The 23,588-nt window shown below is 42.5% G+C and carries 22 protein-coding genes and 2 tRNA genes; 12 read left to right on the top strand and 12 right to left on the bottom strand.

What is annotated here, in order from left to right:
* The first annotated feature begins 172 nt into the window (after nucleotides 1-172).
* Genes BLS28_RS25625 through BLS28_RS25620 form a run of 3 tightly spaced genes read left to right on the top strand, consistent with a single transcriptional unit; the run spans nucleotide 173 to nucleotide 1,492 of the window.
* Nucleotides 173-529: an ISAon1 family transposase N-terminal region protein gene (locus tag BLS28_RS25625; RefSeq protein WP_091174483.1), complete on the top strand. Its 357-nt coding sequence runs from the start codon at nucleotides 173-175 to the stop codon at nucleotides 527-529.
* Nucleotides 522-851: a hypothetical protein gene (locus tag BLS28_RS31425; RefSeq protein ID WP_256337536.1), complete on the top strand. Its 330-nt coding sequence runs from the start codon at nucleotides 522-524 to the stop codon at nucleotides 849-851. The genes BLS28_RS25625 and BLS28_RS31425 overlap by 8 nt, the downstream gene beginning before the upstream one ends.
* An 8-nt stretch (nucleotides 852-859) precedes the next feature.
* Nucleotides 860-1,492: an ISAon1 family transposase gene (locus BLS28_RS25620; RefSeq protein WP_256337535.1), complete on the top strand. Its 633-nt coding sequence runs from the start codon at nucleotides 860-862 to the stop codon at nucleotides 1,490-1,492.
* Between the two features lie 140 nt (nucleotides 1,493-1,632).
* Here the strand turns inward: BLS28_RS25620 and BLS28_RS25615 are convergent.
* The 3 genes from BLS28_RS25615 to BLS28_RS25605 form a co-directional block, all read right to left on the bottom strand.
* Nucleotides 1,633-1,717: transfer RNA gene (locus BLS28_RS25615), tRNA-Leu, on the bottom strand.
* A gap of 53 nt (nucleotides 1,718-1,770) precedes the next feature.
* Nucleotides 1,771-1,843 (bottom strand) — tRNA-Gly (locus tag BLS28_RS25610).
* Between the two features lie 123 nt (nucleotides 1,844-1,966).
* A complete protein-coding gene (locus tag BLS28_RS25605) occupies nucleotides 1,967-2,449 on the bottom strand; it encodes a regulatory protein RecX (RefSeq protein ID WP_091174480.1) in 483 nt (160 codons plus the stop codon).
* Nucleotides 2,450-2,509: 60 nt separating this feature from the next.
* Here BLS28_RS25605 and BLS28_RS25600 point away from each other — a divergent pair, with 60 nt between their 5' ends.
* Both BLS28_RS25600 and BLS28_RS25595 read left to right on the top strand, forming a co-directional pair.
* The gene (locus tag BLS28_RS25600; RefSeq protein WP_091174476.1) at nucleotides 2,510-4,972 is read left to right on the top strand and encodes a bifunctional UDP-N-acetylmuramoyl-tripeptide:D-alanyl-D-alanine ligase/alanine racemase; all 2,463 of its coding nucleotides are present in this window, start codon (nucleotides 2,510-2,512) and stop codon (nucleotides 4,970-4,972) included.
* A 16-nt stretch (nucleotides 4,973-4,988) separates the two neighbouring features.
* The gene (locus tag BLS28_RS25595) at nucleotides 4,989-5,579 is read left to right on the top strand and encodes a DUF502 domain-containing protein (RefSeq protein WP_091174469.1); all 591 of its coding nucleotides are present in this window, start codon (nucleotides 4,989-4,991) and stop codon (nucleotides 5,577-5,579) included.
* Between the two features lie 88 nt (nucleotides 5,580-5,667).
* Here BLS28_RS25595 and BLS28_RS25590 read toward each other — a convergent pair whose 3' ends face one another.
* From BLS28_RS25590 to BLS28_RS25580, 3 genes are all read right to left on the bottom strand, one after another.
* A complete protein-coding gene (locus tag BLS28_RS25590; protein WP_091174467.1) occupies nucleotides 5,668-6,921 on the bottom strand; it encodes a TCR/Tet family MFS transporter in 1,254 nt (417 codons plus the stop codon).
* Between the two features lie 49 nt (nucleotides 6,922-6,970).
* Nucleotides 6,971-7,477: a 3'-5' exonuclease family protein gene (locus BLS28_RS25585; protein WP_243772242.1), complete on the bottom strand. Its 507-nt coding sequence runs from the start codon at nucleotides 7,475-7,477 to the stop codon at nucleotides 6,971-6,973.
* Between the two features lie 86 nt (nucleotides 7,478-7,563).
* Entirely contained in the window at nucleotides 7,564-8,829 is a 1,266-nt protein-coding gene (locus tag BLS28_RS25580) for a TCR/Tet family MFS transporter (RefSeq protein ID WP_091174461.1), read from the bottom strand.
* 93 nt (nucleotides 8,830-8,922) lie between these two features.
* Here BLS28_RS25580 and BLS28_RS25575 point away from each other — a divergent pair, with 93 nt between their 5' ends.
* Nucleotides 8,923-10,878: a redoxin domain-containing protein gene (locus BLS28_RS25575; RefSeq protein ID WP_091174457.1), complete on the top strand. Its 1,956-nt coding sequence runs from the start codon at nucleotides 8,923-8,925 to the stop codon at nucleotides 10,876-10,878.
* A gap of 75 nt (nucleotides 10,879-10,953) precedes the next feature.
* Here the strand turns inward: BLS28_RS25575 and BLS28_RS25570 are convergent, their stop codons facing one another.
* Both BLS28_RS25570 and BLS28_RS25565 read right to left on the bottom strand, forming a co-directional pair.
* Entirely contained in the window at nucleotides 10,954-11,661 is a 708-nt protein-coding gene (locus BLS28_RS25570; protein ID WP_090533093.1) for an LOG family protein, read from the bottom strand.
* A 161-nt stretch (nucleotides 11,662-11,822) separates the two neighbouring features.
* A complete protein-coding gene (locus BLS28_RS25565) occupies nucleotides 11,823-13,319 on the bottom strand; it encodes a sodium:solute symporter (protein WP_091174451.1) in 1,497 nt (498 codons plus the stop codon).
* A 254-nt stretch (nucleotides 13,320-13,573) separates the two neighbouring features.
* On the opposite strand from BLS28_RS25565, the gene recR reads away from it, so the two are divergent.
* Genes recR through BLS28_RS25550 form a run of 3 tightly spaced genes read left to right on the top strand, consistent with a single transcriptional unit; the run spans nucleotide 13,574 to nucleotide 15,837 of the window.
* Nucleotides 13,574-14,200 carry a recombination mediator RecR gene (recR, locus tag BLS28_RS25560; RefSeq protein WP_091174448.1) on the top strand — a complete coding sequence of 209 codons (627 nt, stop codon included), beginning with the start codon at nucleotides 13,574-13,576 and terminating at the stop codon, nucleotides 14,198-14,200.
* A gap of 1 nt (nucleotide 14,201) precedes the next feature.
* Nucleotides 14,202-15,035, top strand: a complete 834-nt coding sequence (locus BLS28_RS25555; protein ID WP_091174445.1) for a glycosyltransferase family 2 protein — start codon at nucleotides 14,202-14,204, stop codon at nucleotides 15,033-15,035.
* Entirely contained in the window at nucleotides 15,022-15,837 is an 816-nt protein-coding gene (locus BLS28_RS25550) for an SDR family oxidoreductase (protein WP_091174440.1), read from the top strand. Before BLS28_RS25555 ends, BLS28_RS25550 begins: the two co-directional genes overlap by 14 nt.
* Nucleotides 15,838-15,907: 70 nt before the next feature.
* On the opposite strand, the gene BLS28_RS25545 is transcribed toward BLS28_RS25550, so the two are convergent.
* Nucleotides 15,908-16,852 (bottom strand): ion channel, encoded by a 945-nt coding sequence (locus tag BLS28_RS25545; RefSeq protein WP_091174436.1) that lies wholly within the window; start codon nucleotides 16,850-16,852, stop codon nucleotides 15,908-15,910.
* A 387-nt stretch (nucleotides 16,853-17,239) separates the two neighbouring features.
* On the opposite strand from BLS28_RS25545, the gene trpD reads away from it, so the two are divergent.
* The 3 genes from trpD to trpA all read left to right on the top strand — a co-directional run bounded on the left by trpD (nucleotide 17,240) and on the right by trpA (nucleotide 20,920).
* Nucleotides 17,240-18,229 carry an anthranilate phosphoribosyltransferase gene (gene trpD, locus BLS28_RS25540; RefSeq protein ID WP_090533082.1) on the top strand — a complete coding sequence of 330 codons (990 nt, stop codon included), beginning with the start codon at nucleotides 17,240-17,242 and terminating at the stop codon, nucleotides 18,227-18,229.
* 3 nt (nucleotides 18,230-18,232) lie between these two features.
* The gene (locus tag BLS28_RS25535; protein WP_091174432.1) at nucleotides 18,233-20,041 is read left to right on the top strand and encodes a bifunctional phosphoribosylanthranilate isomerase/tryptophan synthase subunit beta; all 1,809 of its coding nucleotides are present in this window, start codon (nucleotides 18,233-18,235) and stop codon (nucleotides 20,039-20,041) included.
* A gap of 108 nt (nucleotides 20,042-20,149) precedes the next feature.
* A complete protein-coding gene (trpA, locus tag BLS28_RS25530; RefSeq protein ID WP_091174429.1) occupies nucleotides 20,150-20,920 on the top strand; it encodes a tryptophan synthase subunit alpha in 771 nt (256 codons plus the stop codon).
* 257 nt (nucleotides 20,921-21,177) lie between these two features.
* Here the strand turns inward: trpA and BLS28_RS25525 are convergent, their stop codons facing one another.
* The 3 genes from BLS28_RS25525 to BLS28_RS25515 form a co-directional block, all read right to left on the bottom strand.
* Complete coding sequence (locus BLS28_RS25525) at nucleotides 21,178-21,798, bottom strand: L-threonylcarbamoyladenylate synthase (protein WP_090533076.1); 621 nt, start codon at nucleotides 21,796-21,798, stop codon at nucleotides 21,178-21,180.
* 103 nt (nucleotides 21,799-21,901) lie between these two features.
* Nucleotides 21,902-22,585, bottom strand: coding sequence for a hypothetical protein (locus BLS28_RS25520; RefSeq protein ID WP_143020871.1), 684 nt, complete (start codon nucleotides 22,583-22,585; stop codon nucleotides 21,902-21,904).
* A 281-nt stretch (nucleotides 22,586-22,866) separates the two neighbouring features.
* On the bottom strand, nucleotides 22,867-23,409 hold the full coding sequence (locus tag BLS28_RS25515) for a YceI family protein (protein ID WP_091174417.1): 543 nt from the start codon (nucleotides 23,407-23,409) through the stop codon (nucleotides 22,867-22,869).
* Nucleotides 23,410-23,588 lie beyond the last annotated feature (179 nt).

The raw sequence follows: 23,588 nt of genomic DNA, 5'->3' as shown, positions 1-23,588 counted from the left end.
TTCGGGATTCCCCCAGATATAAAAACCGACCAGCCGTGGATAGCAGAAGCGCCGGTTGGCGACTGGTTTTACGCCCCTGGATTTACGTATGATTCATTTCAGATCAAGCAGAAAAATTGTGGGGGAATAAAAAAAATGGTTGCTTTGCAGGCAGAAATAAAAACGTCCACACGTGTCAGCTGCATACGAAACCCTTGTCCGTCTTATCTTGCCCGAAGGGCTTTTGGAATACTTTGAACTTACTGATGTCCTTTCCTCTGAGAACGGCCAATTGGACATTTACCTTGAGGAAAAGAATCTTCCGCCAGCAGGTTATGACAAGCAACAACTTGAGTCGAAAGGATTCTTACCGGAGACAGCTATCCAGGATTTTCCTATCCGGGGCCACAAAGTAGCTCTTTGCATTAAAAGGCGCAGATGGGAAGTAAAGGCGAGTGGGGAGATCATCACAAGAGATTTGGATTTGGTAAGAAAAGGGGCGCGAATGACAACGGAATTCGGCATTTTTTTAAAAGGAATATTTGGATAATCACCCGATCAGCAGCCATTTATTAGGCCGGTTATACCAGGTAGACGGCAAGCAGCTCGGGCAGCAATACAAAGACCACCTAAGTGATTTCCACAGCTGGGATCAAAAAGAGCATGCAGAGGACTGGATGCTGTTTGCAGATAACATAGGCCCTTATCTGAGTATAGATGAAACCGCGTTAAGCAACGGGGAGCTCTATACCATCGTGACTAACAAACAGGCCAAAGGGAACAAAAAAGCTATAGTGGCGATGATCAAAGGCACACAGTCTGAACAGATCATAGCTGCGCTGGAGAAAATACCCTTAAGGTCAAGGAAGTAACGATGGACATGGCGGCTAATATGATCAAAGCTATCCGCAGGTGTTTTAATTATGCTGTGCGTGTGGTAGATAGGTTCCATGTACAAAAGCTGGCTTATGATGCTGTACAGGAAGCAAGAATAAAGTATCGCTGGGAAGCTCTTGATGCGGAAAGTGAGCTGATTGAACAGGCCCGGAAAAACAAACAACCCTATCAGCCCGAAGTATTTAGTAATGGCGATACTTTAAAACAATTACTGGCCCGAAGCCGCTACTTATTGTTCAAACACCGGTCAAAATGGACACTATCTCAAAAAGAGCGGGCTGATCTGCTTTTTACCAGATATCCGGAATTACTTAAAGCTTATGATCTTGCCATCGGTTTAGGTAAGATATTTACAACCTGTAAAACCAAAGTGATAGCCTTTAAAAAACTGGCTATCTGGTATAATGATGTGGAAACGGCAAATATTGACGCTTTTAAAACTGTAGCCAGATCTGTTCATCAACATTATGAATCTATCTTAAACTTCTTCGACAACAGAAGTACAAACGCATCTGCAGAATCTTTCAATGCGAAGGTGAAAGCTTTCAGGGCAACTTTAAGAGGAGTCAGAGACACTTCCTTTTTTCTATTCAGACTCGCTAAAATCTATGCATGACTTTTACCCCCCCCCCCCCCCCCCCAACTTTTCGGTCTGATCCCTGATCCTTTATTTGCGAATTTTGAGTGGGTTTTAAAACAAAAAAGCCCCTAAATCATTGATTTAAGGGCTTTTGAAGCGATTTTACGCTGCTTTTGTACTCAGAGCGGGAATCGAACCCGCACTCCGTTTACGGGAACAGGATTTTAAGTCCTGCGTGTCTACCAGTTCCACCATCTGAGCAGGTGTCTAACCTTTTAAAAATAAAACCCTTCTTTTTATCAGGAAGGGCTTTGAGCGAAAGACGAGATTCGAACTCGCGACCCCGACCTTGGCAAGGTCGTGCTCTACCAACTGAGCTACTTTCGCATTGGTATTTTCCTCGCTTTGATCCGGCTTTCGTTAACCGGCTGCCTATCTCGTTTGCGGGAGTGCAAATATAGGTAGAAATGCATACTCTGCAAGGAAAAATTTAATTTTTTTGAAAATAGTTTATAACTCGCTGTTTTTCAAAATATCTGATATCAGCTCAGCTTCAAATCCGCGGCCCATGGCGTACTGCTGCAGCTTGTACCGGCGCTTCAGTTGGTTCTTCTCGTTTAGGGTAGCTTCTTTTTTTTGTAATAAGTGGGTCAAAGCAGTTAAATAATCGTCAGGGTCAATAGTAAGGAGAGCTTTTTTGATCAATATATCGGGCACTCGTTTAAGTTTAAGCCCTTGTTTAATTTTAATACGTCCCCACACTTTTTGGTTAAATTTACTTTTAGCATAGATCCGTGCAAAGCGTTCCTCGTTAAGGAAATTGCCCTCTATCAATTGGCTTATAATGCGTTCAACAGCATCAGGCCATAGTCCCCACTCGTAAAGTTTGTCGCGTACTTCCTGCTGGGCGCGCTCCTGGTAGGCACAAAAGTGTTCGGCTTTTGCAAGGGCAACTTTCTCGTCAGTAATTTTAATTGATTTGGTCTGATCCATTTAAAAACCAAAATTCGTTAAAAATTATTCTATTTGTTTTAATATCTCCAAATTAGCAGCATGCCAACTAACACGTACACCATAAGCGCTATAAAAAAGATCATCAAGGCAGATGGAAACATCGTTGAAGAATATACGATCAGTGCGCTTTTTACCGATAGCCGCAGGATCAACAACCCTGCCGAAGGCTTGTTTTTTGCCCTGAGCGGCAGACGCAATGGCCATGAGTTTGTTGCCGAAGCTTATGCAGGCGGTGTGCGCAATTTTGTGGTAGAACATGGACCGGAGTTTAACCTGCCTGGCGCAAACTTTTTGATTGTGCCAGATCCGCTGGCTGCCCTGCAAATGCTGGCAGCCTATCACCGCAGCCGTTTTAAGCTGGAGGTAATTGGTATTACGGGCAGTAACGGCAAAACTATTGTTAAGGAATGGCTTTACCAGCTGCTTTCGGCTGATAAAAATATTGTACGTAACCCTAAAAGTTATAATTCGCAAATTGGGGTGCCGCTATCCGTATGGCAAATCAACGACCGGAACGAACTGGGGATTTTTGAAGCGGGCATCTCTACCATAAATGAGATGAATAAGCTGGAAGCTATCATCAAGCCCGAAATAGGGGTACTCACGCATATAGGCCCTGCGCACGACGAGGGTTTTGAATCGCCCAAACAAAAGCTCCTGGAAAAACTTGGGCTATTTAAAAACAGCGGACTGTTGATCCATAATTACGATCAGCTAATCGGTTATGAAAAAGATATCGCGGCTAAAGAAACCTTTACCTGGAGTCGTAAGTTCCGTGAAGCTGATCTGTATGTTTTCAGCGAGACGGTGATCTCTAAAAATTATTATTTCCGTGCACGGTACCAAGGTAAAGAGATTGAGTGTCTTGTTCCTTTTACCGACCAGGCCTCGGTAGAAAATGCCATTACCTGTTGGGCTACTATGCTGGCTTTAGGCTACAGTGCTGTGGAGGCGGATAAGCGCATAGAGCGCCTCGCGCCGGTAAGTATGCGGTTGGAGTTAAAAAACGGCTTAAACAACTGTTCCGTTATTGATGATTCATACAATTCGGATCTGCAATCGCTGGAGATAGCGCTTAACTTTTTGTCGCAGCAAAATCAGCATCAAAAAAAGACGCTGATCCTATCAGATATTTATCAATCGGGCCTGCAGCAAGATGTGCTGTACAAACAGGTGGCCGAATTGATCCGGGCCAAAAAGATTGATAAATTTGTTGGCGTAGGGGAGGCGCTGCTCGGCCACCAGCAATATTTTGACATAGCCCAACAATATTTTTATGCTGATACAGCCACTCTGCTGCAACAGTTAAAAGTGCTCAATTTTAAAGATGAAACCATCCTGATCAAAGGTTCGCGCAGTTTTGAGTTTGAGCAGGTGAGCCGCGCGTTGGCCCAAAAAGCGCATGAAACCGTAATGGAGATCAACCTGAACTCCTTACTAAACAACCTTAACTTTTATAAATCAAAGCTTAAGCCGGGCGTAAAAGTGATGGCTATGGTAAAGGCTTTTAGCTATGGCAGCGGCACTTTTGAGGTTGCCAATATGCTGCAATATAATAAGGTTGATTATTTGGCGGTTGCCTATATTGATGAGGGGGTAGCTTTACGGCAGGCGGGGATTAACCTGCCCATCAAAGTGCTTAACCCCGAAGCTTCGGCATTTGATAAGCTCACCGAATATAAGCTTGAGCCGGTAATTTACAGTTTTGGTTTATTAGATGATTTTGTGAGCTATGCTTCGGCACAAGGCATTGCCGGTTACCCGGTACACCTTAAAATTGACACCGGTATGCATCGCCTGGGTTTTGAAAATTACGAGATAGAAACCCTGTGCGATATGCTGGAGGTCAACCGTTACGTGCGGGTGCAATCGGTATTTTCGCACCTGGTAGCAAGCGAAAGTCCGGAACACGACGAGTTTACTAAAAAGCAGATAAGGCGCTTTGAAAAGGCTTTTAAAGAAATAGAGCGCACACTGGGTTATAAGGTGATCAAGCACATCTGCAATACAGCCGGCATTATCCGCTGGCCTTCGGCACACTATGATATGGTTAGATTGGGGATAGGATTGTATGGAATCGATTCGTCGGTATCAGGGGCTGATGTGGGCTTGCAGCCTATAGCCAGTTTAAAAACCAGCGTTGCCCAGGTTAAAAAGATTGGAAAAGGAGACACAATCAGCTACGGGCGAAGCGGGAGCCTTGTTAAAGACGGGAAAATAGCTACTGTTCGTATTGGCTATGCCGATGGTTACCTGCGTGCCTTTGGCAAAGGCGTGGGTAAAATGCTGGTGAAAGGCACACTTGTGCCTACCGTGGGCAACATCACTATGGATATGTGCATGCTGGATGTGAGCGGCCTTGATGTGCATGAAGGCGATGAGGTGATCATCTTTGATGAGCATCAGCGCATTGAAGAACTGGCAAAGCAGATAGGTACCATCCCTTATGAAATATTAACCAATATTTCGCAAAGGGTAAAAAGAGTGTACTTTTACGAGTAGAAATCAGGGGCTTAAAATGAACAGGTTAGCGCGGGCATTATTCAGGTATTTTGTAAAAGGGATGTTGGTGGTTGTACCGGTAGGCGCAGCTATTTTCCTGATGTACTGGGCGGTGGCCAGCATTGATAAGGCGCTTAATCTGAGTGATCTTTGGGTTGATAAGACCGGGAAGCACATGTATATCCCGGGTTTGGGGATCCTGAATGTGGTAGTGGTTATCATGATCATGGGGGTGCTGGTTACCAATGTAATCACCGAACCAATTAAAGCCTGGTTTAAGCGGTGGTTTGCACGTTTGCCCATCTTCGCGTTCCTGTATTCGTCGATAAAAGATTTGACAGAAGCCTTTGTTGGCGAAGAGAAAAAGTTCAACGAACCGGTACTGGTTGAGGTTAATGAGTTCGGTTTAAAAAAGATAGGTTTCCTGGTTCAGAAAGACCTGACAAAGATTGGCTTGCCCGGCGAGGTGGCTGTATACTTCCCGTATTCCTACTCGTTTGCAGGGCAGGTAATCATCATTGCTGCCGATAGGGTAAAACCGATGGATAAGAGTGCTGCCGATGTGATGAAGTTTGTGATATCTGGCGGCGTGAGCGGATTGGATTAGCTCTCTATAAATCTCCTCCGGTGTAGGGGCGATTTTCTTAAAGCCTTCCTTTCGGGTAGGGTAGGGTTGGGGTGGGGCTTGCGTGTTTCTACGGCAACACTTCCACCTGTTTTGAATCTGTCACCCTGGCTTTCTTGAAGCTTCTTACTGCCCAAAAAACAGCTATTAGCATTAAAATCGCACCCAAAATATACGGAGCACCCGGAAAATAGGTTGAAGTATCACGATGGGTAAACAAATGAAACACCGAACTCATTAACAGGGGGCCGATGATTACTGCTAAACTACTGATACTGGTCAATGAGCCCTGCAATTCGCCCTGCTCTTTAGCTGATACTGTACTGGTAATCATACCCTGAAGTGAAGGGCCCGAAATACCGCCAAGGCAATAAGGTACCATAAAAACATACATCATCCAACCCTGGTTGGCAAAAGCAATGAGGGTTAAGCCGATGGTGTAAAATAGTAAGCCGGCTACAATATTTTTCTCCTGCCCGAATTTAGGAATGGTAAACCTGATGAGCCCTCCCTGTATGGCTACCAGTACTATTCCAATAAAAAAGCCTAAAAAACCAATGCTTTTCAGCGACCAGTCAAACTTTTCGGTTACGTAAAAGGATAACACATATTCAACAGCTTTTTGGGCGATATAAACCAACGAGAATGCTCCGATCAATCCGGTTAAGGATTTATAGCGCGACAGGCTGCGTAATGAGCTAATGGGATTAGCCTTCTTCCATTCAAAGCGCCTGCGGTTTTTGATATTTAATGATTCGGGTAATACAAAATAGCCATACGCCGCATTCAGGAGTGCCAGACCGGCCGCCAACATAAAAGGGAACCGCACATTTAATGCACCCAAAAAGCTCCCGGTGCCTATACCAATAATAAATCCAAGCCCGGATGCTGCCCCAACCAAACCAAAATTTGCCGCCCGGTTTTTACCTGTACTGATATCGGCAATGTAAGCGGTTGCTGTGGTATTACTGGCGCCCGCAAAGCCTGCTATGGCACGGCCGATAAATAACCAGGCCACAGTAGGAGCAAAGGCCATAAAAATATAATCTATCCCAAAGCCAATAAGCGAACCTAATAATACAGGCCGGCGCCCGTACCTATCGCTCAGGTTACCCAATAGTGATGAAAACAGGAACTGCATGGAGGCGTACGTGAAAGTTAAATAGCCATTATATTGCGCAGCGGTGCTTACATCCATGTTGCCCAGTTTCTCGAGCAGCGAGGGCATTACCGGTATAATGATGCCTAAACCAAGTACATCAATAAAAAGCGTTACGAAAATAAATCCTAAGGCAGCGGTATGTTTTTTAGGTTTGGCGCTCATTAATAATGATAAAGGTTTAAGCAGGTCAAAAGTTTTATTTCAGGTTATATTACAGCTTTATCTTCAATCCATATTCATGTTTTAAGGTAAGCAATGCTTCGGCATTGCCTTTGGCATCATCAACCGGGTGATGTGTGTGCGATGTTTGGCGCAGGTGTTTAAAGTTTTGAAACATATCTTTTACTATGCCTTTGTACAGGCTGCCCAGGTTTTGCGAGCTGAAACCAAAAGGATTGTCGCCTGTGAAATGATGAAAATACCAGCAGATGAACATCCAGTCAAATCCATTATTATCACTGATGAAATGTGGTTTATCATGGCAAACCCGTTTTAACCACGCTGCGAAATCATTCATGACCTTTGCCGGATCATCAAAATTTAAAGTTTCCTCGCGGGTATGTCCGGATACAGCCAGCGCTTCTGGAATGTAATTTTCAGAAATGGGCTTCAACTGCCCGTAAAAAGTTTCTTTGAGGCCGTCTTGTACCAGCACCGCCCCAAACGAGATCATAGAATAATCGCCCGGAATTGGACCGTCGCTTTCTATATCTACCATAATGTAAGCCATTGTATTAATTATTATAGTTTGTATTTGCTTTAAATAAGCATGTTAATTATCTATAATATACAAAAAATAAATGATCAATGCAATGTTGCTAAGGCATCCACATCCTTTGCTGAGGTTTTCTTCACGTTTTTGAAATTACGGATAGCAAGCAACGCGCTTATCAACATCAGTATTGCACCTAAAATAAAGGGGGCTCCCGGAAAAAAGAAGGGCCTTTTATCGTTGGTGAAATAATAAAATAAAGTGGTCATTACCCAGGGGCCAAAAATGGCGCTCAGACTCATGAGGCTGGTTAGGCCACCCTGCAGTTCGCCCTGTTCATTGGCAGGTACCTGGTTGGTCATGATGCCCTGCAACGCCGGGCCTGCAATACCGCCAAGGGCATAAGGCACCATAAAGGCAAACATCATCCAACCCTGGGTTGCCACAGCAAACAGGATAAGGCCGATGCTATATAGCAGCAAGCCAACCCAAATGCAACGTTCCATGCCCAGTTTAGGTAAGATCAGGCGCATCAGGCCGCCCTGTACCAACGCTATCATCAGGCCTATAAAGGCAAGAGAATAACCAACGGTATCCTCGCCCCATTTAAATTTTTCGAAAGTAAAATATGTCCAAACGTTTTGTACGGCCTGCCCGGCAAAATATACCAGGAAAAGCGATAGGGCCAAACCCATAACCGACGGATATTTTTTAAGCTGCAGCAATGAGCCCAGCGGGTTTGCCCTTTTCATATCGAAGGGACGGCGATGGGCCTCATCCAGCGATTCGGGCAGGATGAAGAAGCCATAGAGGGCGTTCAAAAAGGCCAAACCTGCGGCAGCGAAAAATGGATATTGAACATCCATTTTACCTAACACACCGCCAATTGCCGGACCAATGATAAAGCCGAGACCAAAGGCAACGCCAATCATACCAAAGTTTTGGGCACGCTTTTCGGGAGTACTCACATCAGCTATATAGGCCGATGCTGTGGTGAAGCTGGCGCCGGTAATGCCTGCAATTGCCCGGCCTAAAAATAGCCACCATATGGATGGTGCAAAGGCAAGGAACAAATAATCAATGCCAAAACCCAGTAAGGAACAAAGCAAAACCGGGCGGCGGCCATACTTATCACTCAGGTTGCCTATCATTGGCGAAAAAAGGAACTGCATTACCGAATAGGCCAGCGTTAAAAAGCCGGCATACAAAGAAGCTTCGCTCAACCCGGCGTGGATCAATTTTTCAATCAGTTTGGGCAGTACAGGTATGATGATCCCTAAGCCTACCACATCAATCAGTAAAGTAACGAATATAAAGCCTAAAGCTCCCTGGGGTTTATTCTTGGCGGACTTATCCATGGCGCAAAATAAATTATTAACGTTAATAATTGTTAAAATAATTGTATTTATAATAATTTGTATTTAACTTGAACTATATAATTAGTTAAACCTATGAAACCACACAAATCAATGCTACTGTTGCCGGCACTCTTGGCTGTGCAAAGTTTTTTTGCACAAAGTAATCATCTTACATTATCTGATAGTTATCCATCGGCAACCGAAAAGGTTAAAATTACTTATGATCCGAAAGGTACGCCTGTTGCCGATAAAAAGGATATCAGCGCAGAGGTATACTACATTGATGGGAAGGATAACCCGGCAGCCGACATCGAATTAAAACCTAATGGCTCTTTACTTTCCGGCGATTTCACTATTCCTGCCACAGCGAAAGCTTTTTTTGTAAAGATTTTTAGTAACGGTGATATTGATAATAATAACGACAAAGGGTACATATACTTAGTTTATAAAGATAAAAAACCTGTTCAGGGTGCTTATGAAGCAAAAGCTTACATATTGGCCAGTGGGGTTGGCAGTAATTTTGCCAAAATAAAGATAGACTCCGAAGAAGGCCTGACTTTATATAAAAAAGAATATGATGCCTACCCGCAGGCCGAAAAACCATATCAGTTTAATTACTACTATATATTGGCCAAGAAAAAAGATCCGGCTACTTCTGCCTTGTTAGAAGCCAAAGTTAAAGCGCTTGAAAAAAGCGCGGTAGAAAAAGATCTGATCCTGGCCGCTAACATACTGAACTGGCGTAACAAAAAAAACTCTGCCGATTCATTGGGAGAGATTATCAAAGCTAAGTATCCTAACGGCGAATCAGTAAAAAACGAGGCGGAATTTGCCATGATGCGCGAGAAGGATGTGCACAAAAAAGATTCGCTTTATAAAGCATATATAGCCAAATTCCCGGCTATGGCTACTGATAAAGGTTCTCGAATAGATTATATACGAGGGCAACTGGCTACCGGCTTTTTGACTGATGGTAATACAGCTGCTTCTAATGCTTATGCAGCACAAGTCCAAAATAAATCAAGCATTGCAAACAGCTATAACAACATAGCTTATGGCTGGGCTCAACAAGATGAGCGCCTTGACGAGGCTGAAAAGCTGTCAAAACAATCATTGGAGATCGTTATTGAAAAAATGAAGCATCCTGAGGCTTCGCCGTTTATGTCGGTAAAGAGCATGCAAAAGCAAAACAAGGATGTATATAACATGTATGCTGATAGTTACGCATTCATTTTATATAAAGAGAAAAAATATAATGAGGCCCTTAAATATCAAAAAGAGGTTTATACAGACAACAAGGATAACGACCCTATCACCACCGAGCATTACGTACTTATTTTAAATGCCCTTGGCAAATATGCCGAATCAAAAGATGTAATTGAAGGCGCGTTTAAGGCAGCTAAAGTTTCCCCTGCTTTAACAGAAGAGTTAAAAAAGGCCTATGTAGGCTTAAAAGGCAATGAAGCAGGTTACGATCAATACCTGGCCGGTTTAACAGCTATTGCAAAAGACAAAAAAAGGGAAGAGGTGGCTAAGCAAATGACCAACGAGCCTGCTGCCAAATTTGCCCTTAAAGATTTTGCGGGAAAAACCGTTTCGCTGGCCGACTTAAAAGGCAAGATTGTTATAGTTGATTTTTGGGCTACCTGGTGCGGCCCTTGTAAAGCATCTTTTCCGGGAATGCAAATGGCTGTAAATAAATATAAGGATGATGAGGATGTGAAATTCCTGTTTATTGATACCTGGGAAAACGGCGATAATTATATTGATGGCGTAAAAAAATTCATTACCGATAATAATTACACTTTTAACGTGCTGGTAGATGAAAAAGGCAGCGATGGCAGGCAATCAAAAGTGGTTTCACAATTTGGAGTAACCGGTATTCCAACCAAGTTCATCATCGATAAAAACGGCAATACCCGCTTTAAGGTTGTGGGATTTGGTGGTTCGGCAGAAGGGTTGGTAGAAGAAGTGAGCACAATGATTGACATGGCAAAAGCGCCGGTTGCCGCGGAAGTTGCTGCTACGCCAAAACAAAACATGAAATAGCTGATTGCAAACCTAAAACTATATCAAACAAAAATGCCGCCCTCATGGAGCGGCATTTTTTTATTGTATTGCCTGTTAAAAGTTTGGCTTAAGCACGTATTTGTTATAGAAACGGGTGATGTGCTCAACAGCTTCTTCCGCGGTATCAACCACGCGATAAAGGTTCAGGTCGTCGGGATTGATATTGTGCTGATCGTTCAGCATTTTTTCTTCAACCCATTTAAACAGGCCTTTCCAGTACTCAACTCCAACAAAAATGATTGGGAAACGGGCAATTTTACCTGTTTGGATAAGGGTAATGGCCTCAAACGATTCATCCATAGTGCCAAAGCCGCCGGGTAAAATGATAAAACCCTGCGAATATTTCATGAACATAACCTTGCGGATAAAGAAGTAATCAAACTCCATGATCTTATCCCTGTCGATATATTTATTGTGGAACTGCTCAAATGGGAGTTCGATATTTAAACCTACCGATTTACCGCCGTTTTCATAGGCGCCCTTGTTGGCAGCTTCCATAATACCGGGCCCGCCGCCTGATATTACACCGTAACCATGCTCGGTAAGCAGGCGGGCGGTTTCTACCGCCAGTTGGTAGTATTTGTTATCGGTATGCGTACGCGCCGACCCGAAGATGGATACGCATGGGCCAATTTTGGCCAGTTTTTCAAAGCCGTCAACAAATTCGGCCATTATTTTAAAGATCTGCCAGGAGTCGGTAACCTTAATTTCCTGCCAGTTTTTGTTCTCGAAAGCTTGTCTTATTTTATCTTCTCCGGTCATATTCTTTTTTTAGTCCGGAAGTTGGCGAGTCCAAAAGTCCGGAAGTGTTTTTTTAGTCCGGAAGTCGGAACGTCCGAAAGTCCGGAAGTTTTTATTCTATATTAATTAATGCAAAGTACAAAGAAAATTGATTCCGGTTTATTTGTTGTTTTACTTTTTAATTACCCGATCTCCGGGTTTTCCGACTTACGGACTTCTCCAGCTTTCGAACTCGAAGTAACCCAAAGCCCAATAAATGTAATTAATCCGTTTACAATGATGAGTTCGTTACCAAAAACATATCCGCCTAAAATTGTTTTTGATTCGGCATTTAAAAAATAGCATATAGCAGGAGAGAGTATGCAAATGAAGGGTACCAGTTTATCCATTACCTGCCTGTGGCCTACAAACAGGCCAAATGAATAAAGGCCAAGCAGCGGCCCATAGGTATATGATGCCACGGTGAATATGGCGCTAACTACAGCATCATTATTAATGGCGTTAAATATAATGATGGTTAAAAACATCAACCCCGAAAAAGCAATGTGTACCCAATGACGCACGGCCACCATTTTTTTGCTATTCACATCCTTGCGCTTGTTAAACCCTAAAAAGTCTACACAAAAAGAGGTGGTGAGCGCTGTAAGTGCCGAATCGGTAGTGGCAAAGGTAGCAGCTGTTAAGCCCAGCATGAATATCATAGCAGGAACAAGCCCTAAATATTGCAGGGCGATAGTAGGGTACAGATAGTCGGTTTTAGTAACGTTGATGCCGTTTTTGGCAGCGTACATGTATAGCAAAGCGCCTACGCTCAGGAAGAATATGTTAATAATCACGAAAACGCCAACAAAGCTGAACATGTTTTTTTGCGCTTCTTTGATATTTTTAAGGCTGAGGTTTTTTTGCATCAGGTCCTGGTCAAGCCCGGTCATACCGATAGTGATAAACATGGCGCCTAAAAACTGTTTACCTAAATGCAGCTTGCTGCTCATGAAATCGTTAAAGAAGAATATTTTGGAATAGCTGCTGTTTTTGATGGTTTCGGCAGCTTCAAAAATGTTCATGTGCAGGCTTTGGCAAATAAAATATATCGACAGGAAAACAGATGTTACCAGGAAAAATGTTTGCAAGCTGTCCGTAATGATAATGGTTTTCAATCCTCCCTTAAAGGTGTACGACCAGATGAGCAGCAAACAAATAAGCACCGTAACCGCAAAGGGAATATGGTAGCTGTCGAAAATAAACTTCTGCAGTACGATAACCACCAGGTATAACCTGAATGCAGAGCCGATAACCCGGCTCACCAGGAATATAGCAGCAGCTGTTTTATAGCTCCAAACACCTAAAGCGCCTTCAATATAACTGTAAATGGATGTGAGTTTAAGTCGGTAATATAAGGGAAGTAATACCGTTGCTATGATGAAAAATCCCGCAGCGTTGCCCAGCACAAACTGGAAATAGGCAAAATCATCGGTGCCAACCTTACCGGGAACAGAGATAAAAGTAACCCCGCTCAATGCCGTACCAATCATCCCGAAGGCAACTAAATACCATTTGGAATTTCGGTTAGCTACAAAGAAGGTGTCGTTATCTGAAGATTTTTTTGATGTAAGCCACGAGATGATGAGCAATACCAAAAAATAACCGATGATGAATGACAATAATACTCCTGGCGACATAGGTGTTGTTTAAGTCCGGAAGTCGGAAAGTCCGGAAGTCCGAAAGATTTTTTATTTAGTCCGTAAGTTCGGTAAGTCCGAAAGTCCGGAGGATTTTTTGCAAAATACAAATACATTGTAAGATTTGCCAATCATAACTTCTCTGCTTTAAATTTTCTAAATCTAAACATCCAACTTTCGGACTTCCCCAACTTCCGGACTTTCCGACGCCCCCGACTTTCGGACTTCCGACTTAAAATCCCTACCTTCGCACAATGAATTTTTCGTCCAAATTACTGGAAAATGCTGTAGCCGAATTTGCCAAATTACCGGGTGTTGGTCAGAAGACTGCCCTGCGGTTGGTGCTGCATTTACTTAACCAGGATAAGCAGGATGTTGAGCGTTTTAGTACGGCGGTAACCAAGCTCCGCAACGAAATACAGTTTTGCCGGGTTTGCCATAATATATCAGATTTGCCTGTCTGCGAGATCTGCTCATCGCACCGCCGCGATCACAGCCTCATTTGCGTTGTTGAAGATACCCGCGATGTAATGGCCATTGAAAATACCAATCAGTTCAATGGCGTTTATCATGTGCTTGGTGGCTTAATATCGCCAATGGATGGTGTTGGACCGTCAGATTTGCAGGTGGATACGCTGGTTGAACGCCTTAAGCCAACTACCGATAACGAGGTTAAAGAAGTGGTTTTTGCCCTCAGCGCCACTATGGAAGGTGACACAACCTTGTTCTATCTTCATAAAAAATTAAAAAATTTCAATATTACCATCACAACTATAGCTCGTGGCATAGCTTTTGGTGGTGAATTAGAGTACGTAGATGAGATAACTTTGGGCCGTTCCATAGCTACCCGCGTTCCGTACGAAAATTCACTATCTAAATAGCATGAAACTATCTATAGTTGTTGTAAGCCATAATACCTGCAACCTGCTCAGGATTGCCCTGAATGCAGCGGTCAGGGCTGCTCAGGACCTTAGTCACGAGGTTTTTGTGGTCGACAATGCTTCGGCTGATAAGTCGATAGCCATGTTAAATACTGAATTTCCGGATGTAAAGATAATAGCCAACGATAAAAACGAGGGTATGGCCCGGGCATATAACCATGCACTTAAACTGGCTGCAGGCGAGTATGTTTTACTGGTCAATGCGGATACTATTACAGGCAAGAAGACCATAGAAAAGGCCCTTGAATTTATGGATCTGCATACCGATGCCGGCGGTTTAGGGGTACGTATGATAACTCCTGAAGGCAAATTTTTAAAAGAATCAAAACGCGGGTTCAACAAGCCCTGGGAAACCTTTTTCAAGCTAACCGGCCTGGCAAAACACTTTTCAAAATCAAGGCTTACCAGTCCGCAAAGTAAAGATTGGGTTGAAGAGTTTCAAACCTCCGAATCGGATATCATCAACGGTGCCTTTATGCTGCTGCGTAAAGAAGCACTTAACCAGGTAGGATTAATGGATGAGCGTTTTCATACCTATGGTTATGATATCGATTATTCATACCGGGTCAGGCTTGCCGGGTTTAAAAACTACTATTTCCCCAAAACATATATCATCAATTTTAACATACAAAACAAGGTTAAATTTAGCTGGGCACACATTAAAGAATATTATGGGGCGATGATTATCTTCGCGTCCAAATATTTATTTAAGGTGCCCGAACTTAAGGTGGAAGGCATCCCCCAGCTAATTCCTCCTTCGTATGAAGTTAAATGATAAGATCGTAATCATCACCGGCGCCTCGTCGGGCATCGGGAAATCACTTGCTTATGAATGTGCTAAACGCGGCGCCAATGTGGTACTGGCGGCAAGGCAATATGTTACCCTTTGCCAGCTTACCGAACAGCTTGAGCGGGAATATAAAATCAAAGCATTAGCTATACAGTGTGATGTAACCAATGAAGATGATTGCGCCCAGCTCATTAAACAAACCCTTATTACTTTTGGTAAAATTGATGTATTGATCAACAACGCAGGCATCACTATGCGTGCCCTGTTTAAGGATGTAAAAGTGGATGTGCTAAAACAGGTGATGGATGTTAATTTTTGGGGAATGGTTAACTGCATCAAATATGCCCTGCCCGAAATTACTAAAACCAAAGGCAGTATAGTAGGTGTATCATCTATAGCGGGGTATAAAGGTTTGCCCGGCCGTTCAGGTTACTCGGCATCAAAATTTGCCATGAACGGCTTTTTAGATTCATTAAGGATCGAAAATCTTAAAACAGGGGTACATGTATTAACAGCCTGCCCCGGCTTTACGGCATCAAACATACGTAACACCGCTTTGAACAGCGAAGGCAAACAACAAGGCGAGAGCACCCTTGAAGAACAAAAAATGATGAGCAGTGATGAGGTAGCCAAACATATTGTTGATGGCATTGAAAACCGGGTCCGCACATTAACCCTCACCGGTCAGGGCAAACTGACGGTAGCCCTGAGTAAATTTATACCGGCATTTTTAGATAAAATGGTTTATAAGCATTTTACCAAAGAACGGGACCCGCTTCTTCGTTAGTCATTCTTTCATTGGGTCATTGAGTCATTGCACTTACGCTGCAAAAAAAATGACTTAATGACGCAATGACCTAATGAATGATATCATACGCACTTATCCTGCTCAAATCCAATACAATGCGACCTGTTTCGTCGCGCTCAAAGGCTGGTTTAAATTTAGCGTCCCATACAAAATCGTCGTATTGGTATGAAGTACGGGAATGGACGGTTTGCGAAAAAGTATCGTCGAAAGTTTTCAGGATTACCGAAAGGCCGGCTTGCCTGCGTTCAAGCTCCTCGGGTATGATATCTTTAATTGGGCTGTTTTCATCAAGCGGGTGAACTACTGTCCAGTTCAGGGTTAAGATACTAACGCGGGTTCGTTCCAGTTCGAGCTGGAAGAATTTACGTACGGTTTTGCCGTTTTCCTCGTCGTTATAGCTGAAAACTACTTCCATTTCCAGGTCGATGAGGATATTTCTGCGTTCGTTGGCCAGGCGAAACATCAAACCTTTACCGCCTTCGCGATAGGGCGCGATAAGCACATTGCGGCTATACATGATCTTGGCCGAGGGACGTGAAAAACGACCATAAAGTAAACCGGTTGCCAAAGCAAAAGCCAGCAGGCCCATCATTGATTCGAGCGCGGCGATGGTATTGGGAATCATACCCCTGGGACTGATATGGCCATAGCCTACGGTTGATATGGTTTGTGCCGAAAAAAAGAAGGCGTCCATAAAGCGGTCGAAATCGGTATTGCCGCTTTTGCCGTCAAGCACATCAGGACCCAAGGAAAAATAAATAAACGCGAAAATAATGTTTACTATAAAATAGCAGCTAAAAACAATGAACCAAAACTTGCGCCAGCTCATGGTAATGAGCGAGTGGTAGTTGTTTGATGTAGTAAAAAACGGAAGGCCGGTACGTTTTACATTGATAGTGCCATCCTTATTTATAACAGGTTGGCTTTTTATAACAGGCTGGGTACCAAAACCAAGATCATCTTCGGGATTAATTTTCTCTTTATGTATGGCCATGGAGCTAATTACTGAATTATTGAGTTATTGAATTATCGATTTTTAGAAAATGTTACAGTTTGCTCTGATCTTCTACTAATTTAGTAGCTAAATCAATAATTCAGTAAATCAATAATTCAATAAATGTACTGTTCTGTTTGTTTTTATAAAAACTATTTACATATTTGTGCCAACAAGTAACAATGACAAAATTAAACAACAATTGGTGGTGGCTTAACGAGTAATCGTAAGGCAATTCCATGTTTGTTTAAAAGATATATTCAAAAGGGTTGCCATACGGCAACCCTTTTTTTATGCTTCGCCCCCCGGCCCCCTAAAGGGGGAGTAACGGCAAAAGGGGGCAAAAACTTTAACAATAAACTCCCCCTTTAGGGGGCCGGGGGGCATATGAAACAGATATTAAATCATCTTTTTGAACACAAAACCTTTAGCAGGGAACAATCAAAAGGCATTTTGATCAATATTGCGCAGGGTAAGTACAACAACGCGCAAATGGCAGCTTTCATGACAGCTTATTGTATGCGAAGCATTACCGTTGAAGAACTGGAAGGCTTTCGCGATGCCATGCTGGAACTTTGTCTGCCCGTTAACCTGGAAACCGATGGCCTGATTGACCTTTGCGGTACCGGAGGCGATGGTAAGGATACTTTTAACATTTCAACGCTTGCTTCATTTGTTGTTGCGGGTGCGGGGTATAAGGTGGCCAAGCATGGTAACTATGGGGTATCATCGGGCTGCGGTTCATCAAATGTGATGGAGTACCTGGGTTACCAGTTTACCAACGATATTGATAAGCTGAAACGGAGTGCCGAGGAAGCTAATATCTGTTTTCTGCACGCGCCTTTGTTTCACCCGGCTATGAAAACCGTTGCGCCTATCCGCAGGGAATTGGGTGTTAAAACCTTCTTCAACATGCTGGGGCCCCTGGTTAATCCGGCGAAGCCCGATAATCAATTGGTAGGGGTGTTTAACCTGGAGCTTGCCCGGGTATACGCTTACCTTTACCAAAAATCAACTACAAAATATACTATCATAAACGCCCTGGAAGGCTATGACGAAATCTCATTAACCTGCGATTTTAAGACCTTTTCGGCAGATGGTGAAAAGATCAACAGTGTTGAAGACCTTGGATTTGAAAAGCTTGATCCTAAAGAAATCATCGGCGGCGATACTGTGACAGCTTCGGCTGCCATATTTAGTTCGGTGCTTAAAGGCGAAGGCACCCCAGCCCAAAATAACGTGGTACTGGCTAACGCCGCGCTGGCCATTAAAACCATCGGCCCTGAAAAAACTTTTGGTGATTGTTTTTATGAAGCCGAAGAAGCATTGTTAAGCAAAAAAGCGCTGAGGAGTTTTAATACTTTATTACAAAACTAAACCATGAAAATAAAGGTTTGCGGTTTAAAACATCCTGAAAATATTAAAGCGGTTGCCGCTTTACAGCCCGACTATGCAGGCTTTATTTTCTACGGCAAATCGCCACGCTATATGGCAAACCTGGCGGCAGGTGCGTTGCAAACCATACCCGCCTCTATCAAAAAAACGGGCGTTTTCGTAAATGAAAGCTCTGAAAATATTGATCGCCTGGTCACTGAATATGGTTTTAACGCGGTTCAGTTGCATGGTGATGAAAGTCCGGAATTTTGCGCTGCTTTTAAAGGTAGGGTAACTGTAATCAAAGCTTTTGGTATTAACGAAGATTTTGATTTTGAACAGTTAAAAGATTATGCCAACAATGTCGATCTTTTCCTGTTCGATACCAAAACAAAAGAATATGGAGGCTCGGGCAAAACTTTTGACTGGGCTATTCTTGATCAATATAAACTGGACATTCCCTTCTTTTTATCAGGAGGGGTAGGGCTTGAAAATATAAAAGAGGTTAAAAACATCACACATCCCCAATTTTATGGGGTTGACCTTAACAGCAGGTTTGAAAATGAGCCGGGCTTGAAGAATATCGAAAAATTAAAAGAGGCATTTAAAATCATCAAAAATAAAATACAACAGATGAAATACGGAGTTAACGAACAAGGTTATTATGGCGATTTTGGGGGAGCATATATCCCCGAAATGTTGTACCCTAACGTAGAGGAATTAAGGGAGCAATACCTCAATATCATAAATGACGATGATTTTAAAGCCGAGTTTGATGACCTGCTTAAAAACTACGTCGGCCGACCTTCTCCGTTATATCATGCCAAAAGATATTCGGAAAAATATGGCGCTAACATCTTCTTTAAACGCGAAGACCTGAACCATACCGGCTCGCATAAAATTAACAATGCCATTGGGCAGATCCTGTTAGCAAAACGCCTGGGCAAAAAGCGTATCATTGCCGAAACCGGCGCAGGTCAGCATGGCGTGGCTACCGCTACTGTATGCGCACTCATGAATATTGAATGCGTTGTTTACATGGGCGAAATTGACATGGTAAGGCAGGCGCCAAACGTGGCCCGTATGAAAATGCTGGGCGCTAAGGTTGTACCCGCCACATCGGGCAGTAAAACACTTAAAGACGCTACCAACGAAGCCCTGCGCGATTGGATAGGCAACCCGGTTGATACACATTATATCATTGGCTCTGTAGTTGGCCCGTATCCTTATCCGGATATTGTGGCCCGTTTTCAATCTATCATATCGCAGGAAACAAAGGCCCAGTTGCTTGAGCAAACCGGCAAGGAGTTACCGCAATATGTGATGGCTTGTGTAGGCGGGGGCAGCAACGCTATGGGGATGTTTTATCATTTTATAGAGGATGAGGCTGTGAAACTGGTTGCTGTTGAAGCGGCAGGTAAAGGCGTAAATAGTGGTGAATCTGCCGCTACAACAGCTTTGGGCGATGAAGGGGTGCTGCATGGCAGTCGCACCATATTGATGCAAACCGAAGACGGACAGGTGGTTGAGCCATATTCAATTTCGGCGGGACTGGATTATCCGGGTATAGGGCCGCAGCACGCACATTTGTTTAAAACCGGCCGCGGACAATATGTAAGTATTACCGATGAGGAGGCTTTGCAGGCAGGTTTACTTTGCTGTCAGCTGGAAGGGATTATCCCGGCCATTGAAACAGCCCATGCTTTGGCCCAGTTGGAGAAAATGAAGTTTGAAGCCAACGATAATGTGGTGATCTGCATTTCGGGCAGGGGAGATAAGGACCTGGATACGTATATTAATTATTTCGGGTACTAATTGGTTCATAGTTGATGGTCCATAGACCATAGCTGATCCGTGAAAAAATCAACAGTAAAAAACAAAACTATGGACTATGGTCTATAGTCCATGGACAAATAAAATACAATGAACCGTTTAAACAAACTTTTTGCATCAAAAAACAATAACCTGTTATCTATATACTTTACCGCCGGTTACCCAGCGCTGAACACTACAGTTGATATTGCTGAAGCCCTTGAGAAATCAGGTGCCGATTTCCTGGAGATCGGTTTTCCTTATTCTGATCCCGTCGCTGATGGCCCGACTATTCAGCATAGCTCAGAGGTAGCATTGGAAAATGGCATGAGCCTTAAAGTTTTGTTTGAAGAGCTTGCCGAACTGCGCAGCAGGGTAAGTATTCCTATTTTGCTTATGGGCTATTTTAATCCCATTGCACAATATGGTGTTGAACGGTTTTGTAAAAAGGCTGCCGAGGTAGGTGTTGACGGTATTATTGTACCCGATCTGCCGATCTATGAATATGAAAAAATGTACTCGTCATATTTTATCGATAACGGCCTGAGCAATATATTCCTGGTAACCCCGCAAACATCCGAAGAGCGCATCCGCAAAATTGATGAACTGAGCAACAGCTTTATCTACCTGCTGTCGTCATCAACAATAACCGGCTATAACCTGAAACTGAGTGATAGTGTAGAAGAATACTACAAACGCATTACCGCGATGAAGCTAAAGAATCCAACCATTATTGGTTTTGGGATTACTGATAGCAGCAGCTTTACCAAAGCATGTAATTATGCCAATGGGGCAATAATAGGCAGCAAATTTGTGAAGCTTTTAGGTGAGGAAGGTTATATGGATAACATTGAGGGGTTTGTGAAAGGGATAAGGCCGTAAAAAAATATACACCGGGCGATGAATATTAATGAATAAAACCGAATGTCATTTCGACGAACCGGTTGTGGAAAATGTGTGAAGGGGGCAGGAGAAATCTTATACGCCTTGTTCTAAAACATGTGTACGGCTCTACAGGCGTAGGAGATTTCTCTTTCGCCCCAGCGCCGATGCCCAGCTGCTCAATCGAAATGACATTTTCTTTTAGTTAAAGATGTGTTCACATAGTAGTGCAATGCCCTGTAATATTTAAGGCTTTTCTACAAATACAACTCCAAATCACCTTTACCTTCACGAACAATATCAAAGTCGCCGGTAGTGCAATCAACTATGGTTGATGGGATGTTGTCGCCATAACCACCATCGATCACAATATCCACCAGGTCTTCATATTTTTCGTGGATCAGCTCCGGATCGGTTGAGTACTCGATAATATCGTCGTCGTCCCTTATAGATGTAGAAAGTATCGGATTACCCAACACACGCACAATTTCGCGGGCTATATTATTGTCGGGCACCCTGATACCAACCGTTTTTTTGTTGGAGCTGAGCATTTTGGGAACCATATGACTGGCATTGAATATGAATGTAAATGGCCCCGGCAACGCTTTCTTGAGCACGCGAAAAGTAGTATTGTCAATCGGTTTGATGTAATCAGAAATATGGCTCAGATCATAGCAAATGAATGAGAAGTTTGCTTTTTCGGGTTTGATGTTCCTGATCTTACAAATGGCCTCAATAGCGCGGTGGTTGGTGATATCGCAGCCTAAACCATAAATGGTATCGGTAGGGTATATGATGAGGCCGCCTTTTTTTAACACCTCAACCACCTGCTCAATAGCCTTTGGATTAGGGTTTTCGGGATATATTTTAATTAACATAAGTATAAAAACAAAGATACAGCTACTTGGTTTAAAAAGCGCTTGAAAATCAAGGTTATTGACATTTGGTAAAACTTGAAATTGATAACTGCCGTTTAGTTCTTTAGTAGTATTTCGAATTTTGAAACTCCTGGGCCTCTTCCAGGTAAAAATATCCTGTTATTAAATGATCGATATCATCAGCCTTTTCTGTCAATGCTTTTTTTAATTTAAGCTTTTGGGTTTCCTCGCCAGTAAAAAATATAGCATTTAATTCATCATCAATATGTTGTTTTAGCAGCTTGATGTAAAGCTGTTTTTGTTTTACTACATTATATTTTTTAAAATCCTTATTCTCTTCATGGTATTTGTATTTATAAACAGAATATTCAGCGTAGCCAAATATACGTGCTTGCTGATGGTCGAAATACGTACCTCCGCCGGCCAGCTGTTCATATATAAAATTTATATCCTGATACATTTTGATCAATTTCTCTCTTTGATCCGCATATTTTTCCTTCCCGGTTTTAAGCATCAGGAAATACGCGTATAAGAGATAATAATTGTCCATCCCATTCTCGCTGCCGTAGTTTATATAACTTGTATCGTTGGGACGGTTACTTAATGGCCCCTCGTTGTAGGTAGCATCCGGAGAAAGCGGTATCTTATTACCCAATTCGGAGTTGTAGTACAGAATTCTTTTTAGCTCTTTTTTTGAGTATTTGATCGTATCTGTTTTAACAGTGCTGATGTTTATAGTGTCGTTTATAGAGGGGGATGTATTGTCTGCTTTAACGATGTTTATCAATGAATTTACTTTTTTCCTCTTTTGAGGGTGAGTACATGCTGATATTAGTAAAATAACGAACAGAATTGAAAGGTGTTTCATAAGGCTTGGTTACTCGTTTTAAAATTAACCAATTGAAAGCAAAATCCATCTAAAAACAACAAAGCCATCCCGATTAAATCAGAATGGCTTTGCTATTTAAATTTTAACCTGTTTTGCTGTTTCAATAATGCCGTGTTGTTTGGATCCTTTAACAACAGCGGCATTTTAAAAGTTAAAACACAGCAACAGTATTAAAACAATTAAGCTTGTTTAGTAAACTGTATGTTGATCAACAATTTAATGTCTTCGCCAACTACAATTGAACCGGCTTCGGTTACACCGTCCCAGGTTAAACCGAAATCTTTACGGTTGATTTTACCGCTGATCTCGAAACCAGCTTTGGTATTGCCATAAAAGTCGGCAGCCGAACCACCAAATTCTACGTCGAGCGTTACCGGTTTGGTTTGATCTTTAATGGTCAGGTTACCTTTCAATTCATACTCTTCATCATCAGTTTTGGTAAATGAAGTTGATTTGAAAACAATCTGTGGATATTTTTCAGCGTCAAAAAATTCGGCCGATTTCAAGTGCTCGTCGCGTTGTGTCTGATTGGTGTCAATGCTGTTGATATCTAAAGAGAAATCAATTTCAGCATTTTCAAAATCATCATTATCAGTTAATAACTCACCGTTAAAGCTTTTGAAAAAACCACTCACGGTTGAAATAACCAGGTGTTTAACTTTAAATTGTACTTCTGAGTGCATAGGGTCAATAACCCATTTTGTTGCTGTTTCTGTTGCCATGATTTTTATTTCTTTTTTGTTGATACAAAGATAAGCACAAAAATAGATGTTTAAACATCTATTTTTACTTTTTGACTTTAAAACGACATTGAGTAAGTTTCTTAACCACAAATTTGCCCTATTGTTTAAATTATAAATCTATTTTTATCAAACTTAATAGCCGCTTCATATAAAATTAA

The organism is Mucilaginibacter gossypii, from assembly GCF_900100945.1.
GTDB lineage: Bacteria > Bacteroidota > Bacteroidia > Sphingobacteriales > Sphingobacteriaceae > Mucilaginibacter > Mucilaginibacter gossypii.
The sequence above is the reverse complement of the archived record's forward strand: the minus strand, read 5'-3'. Positions and strand labels throughout refer to the sequence as shown.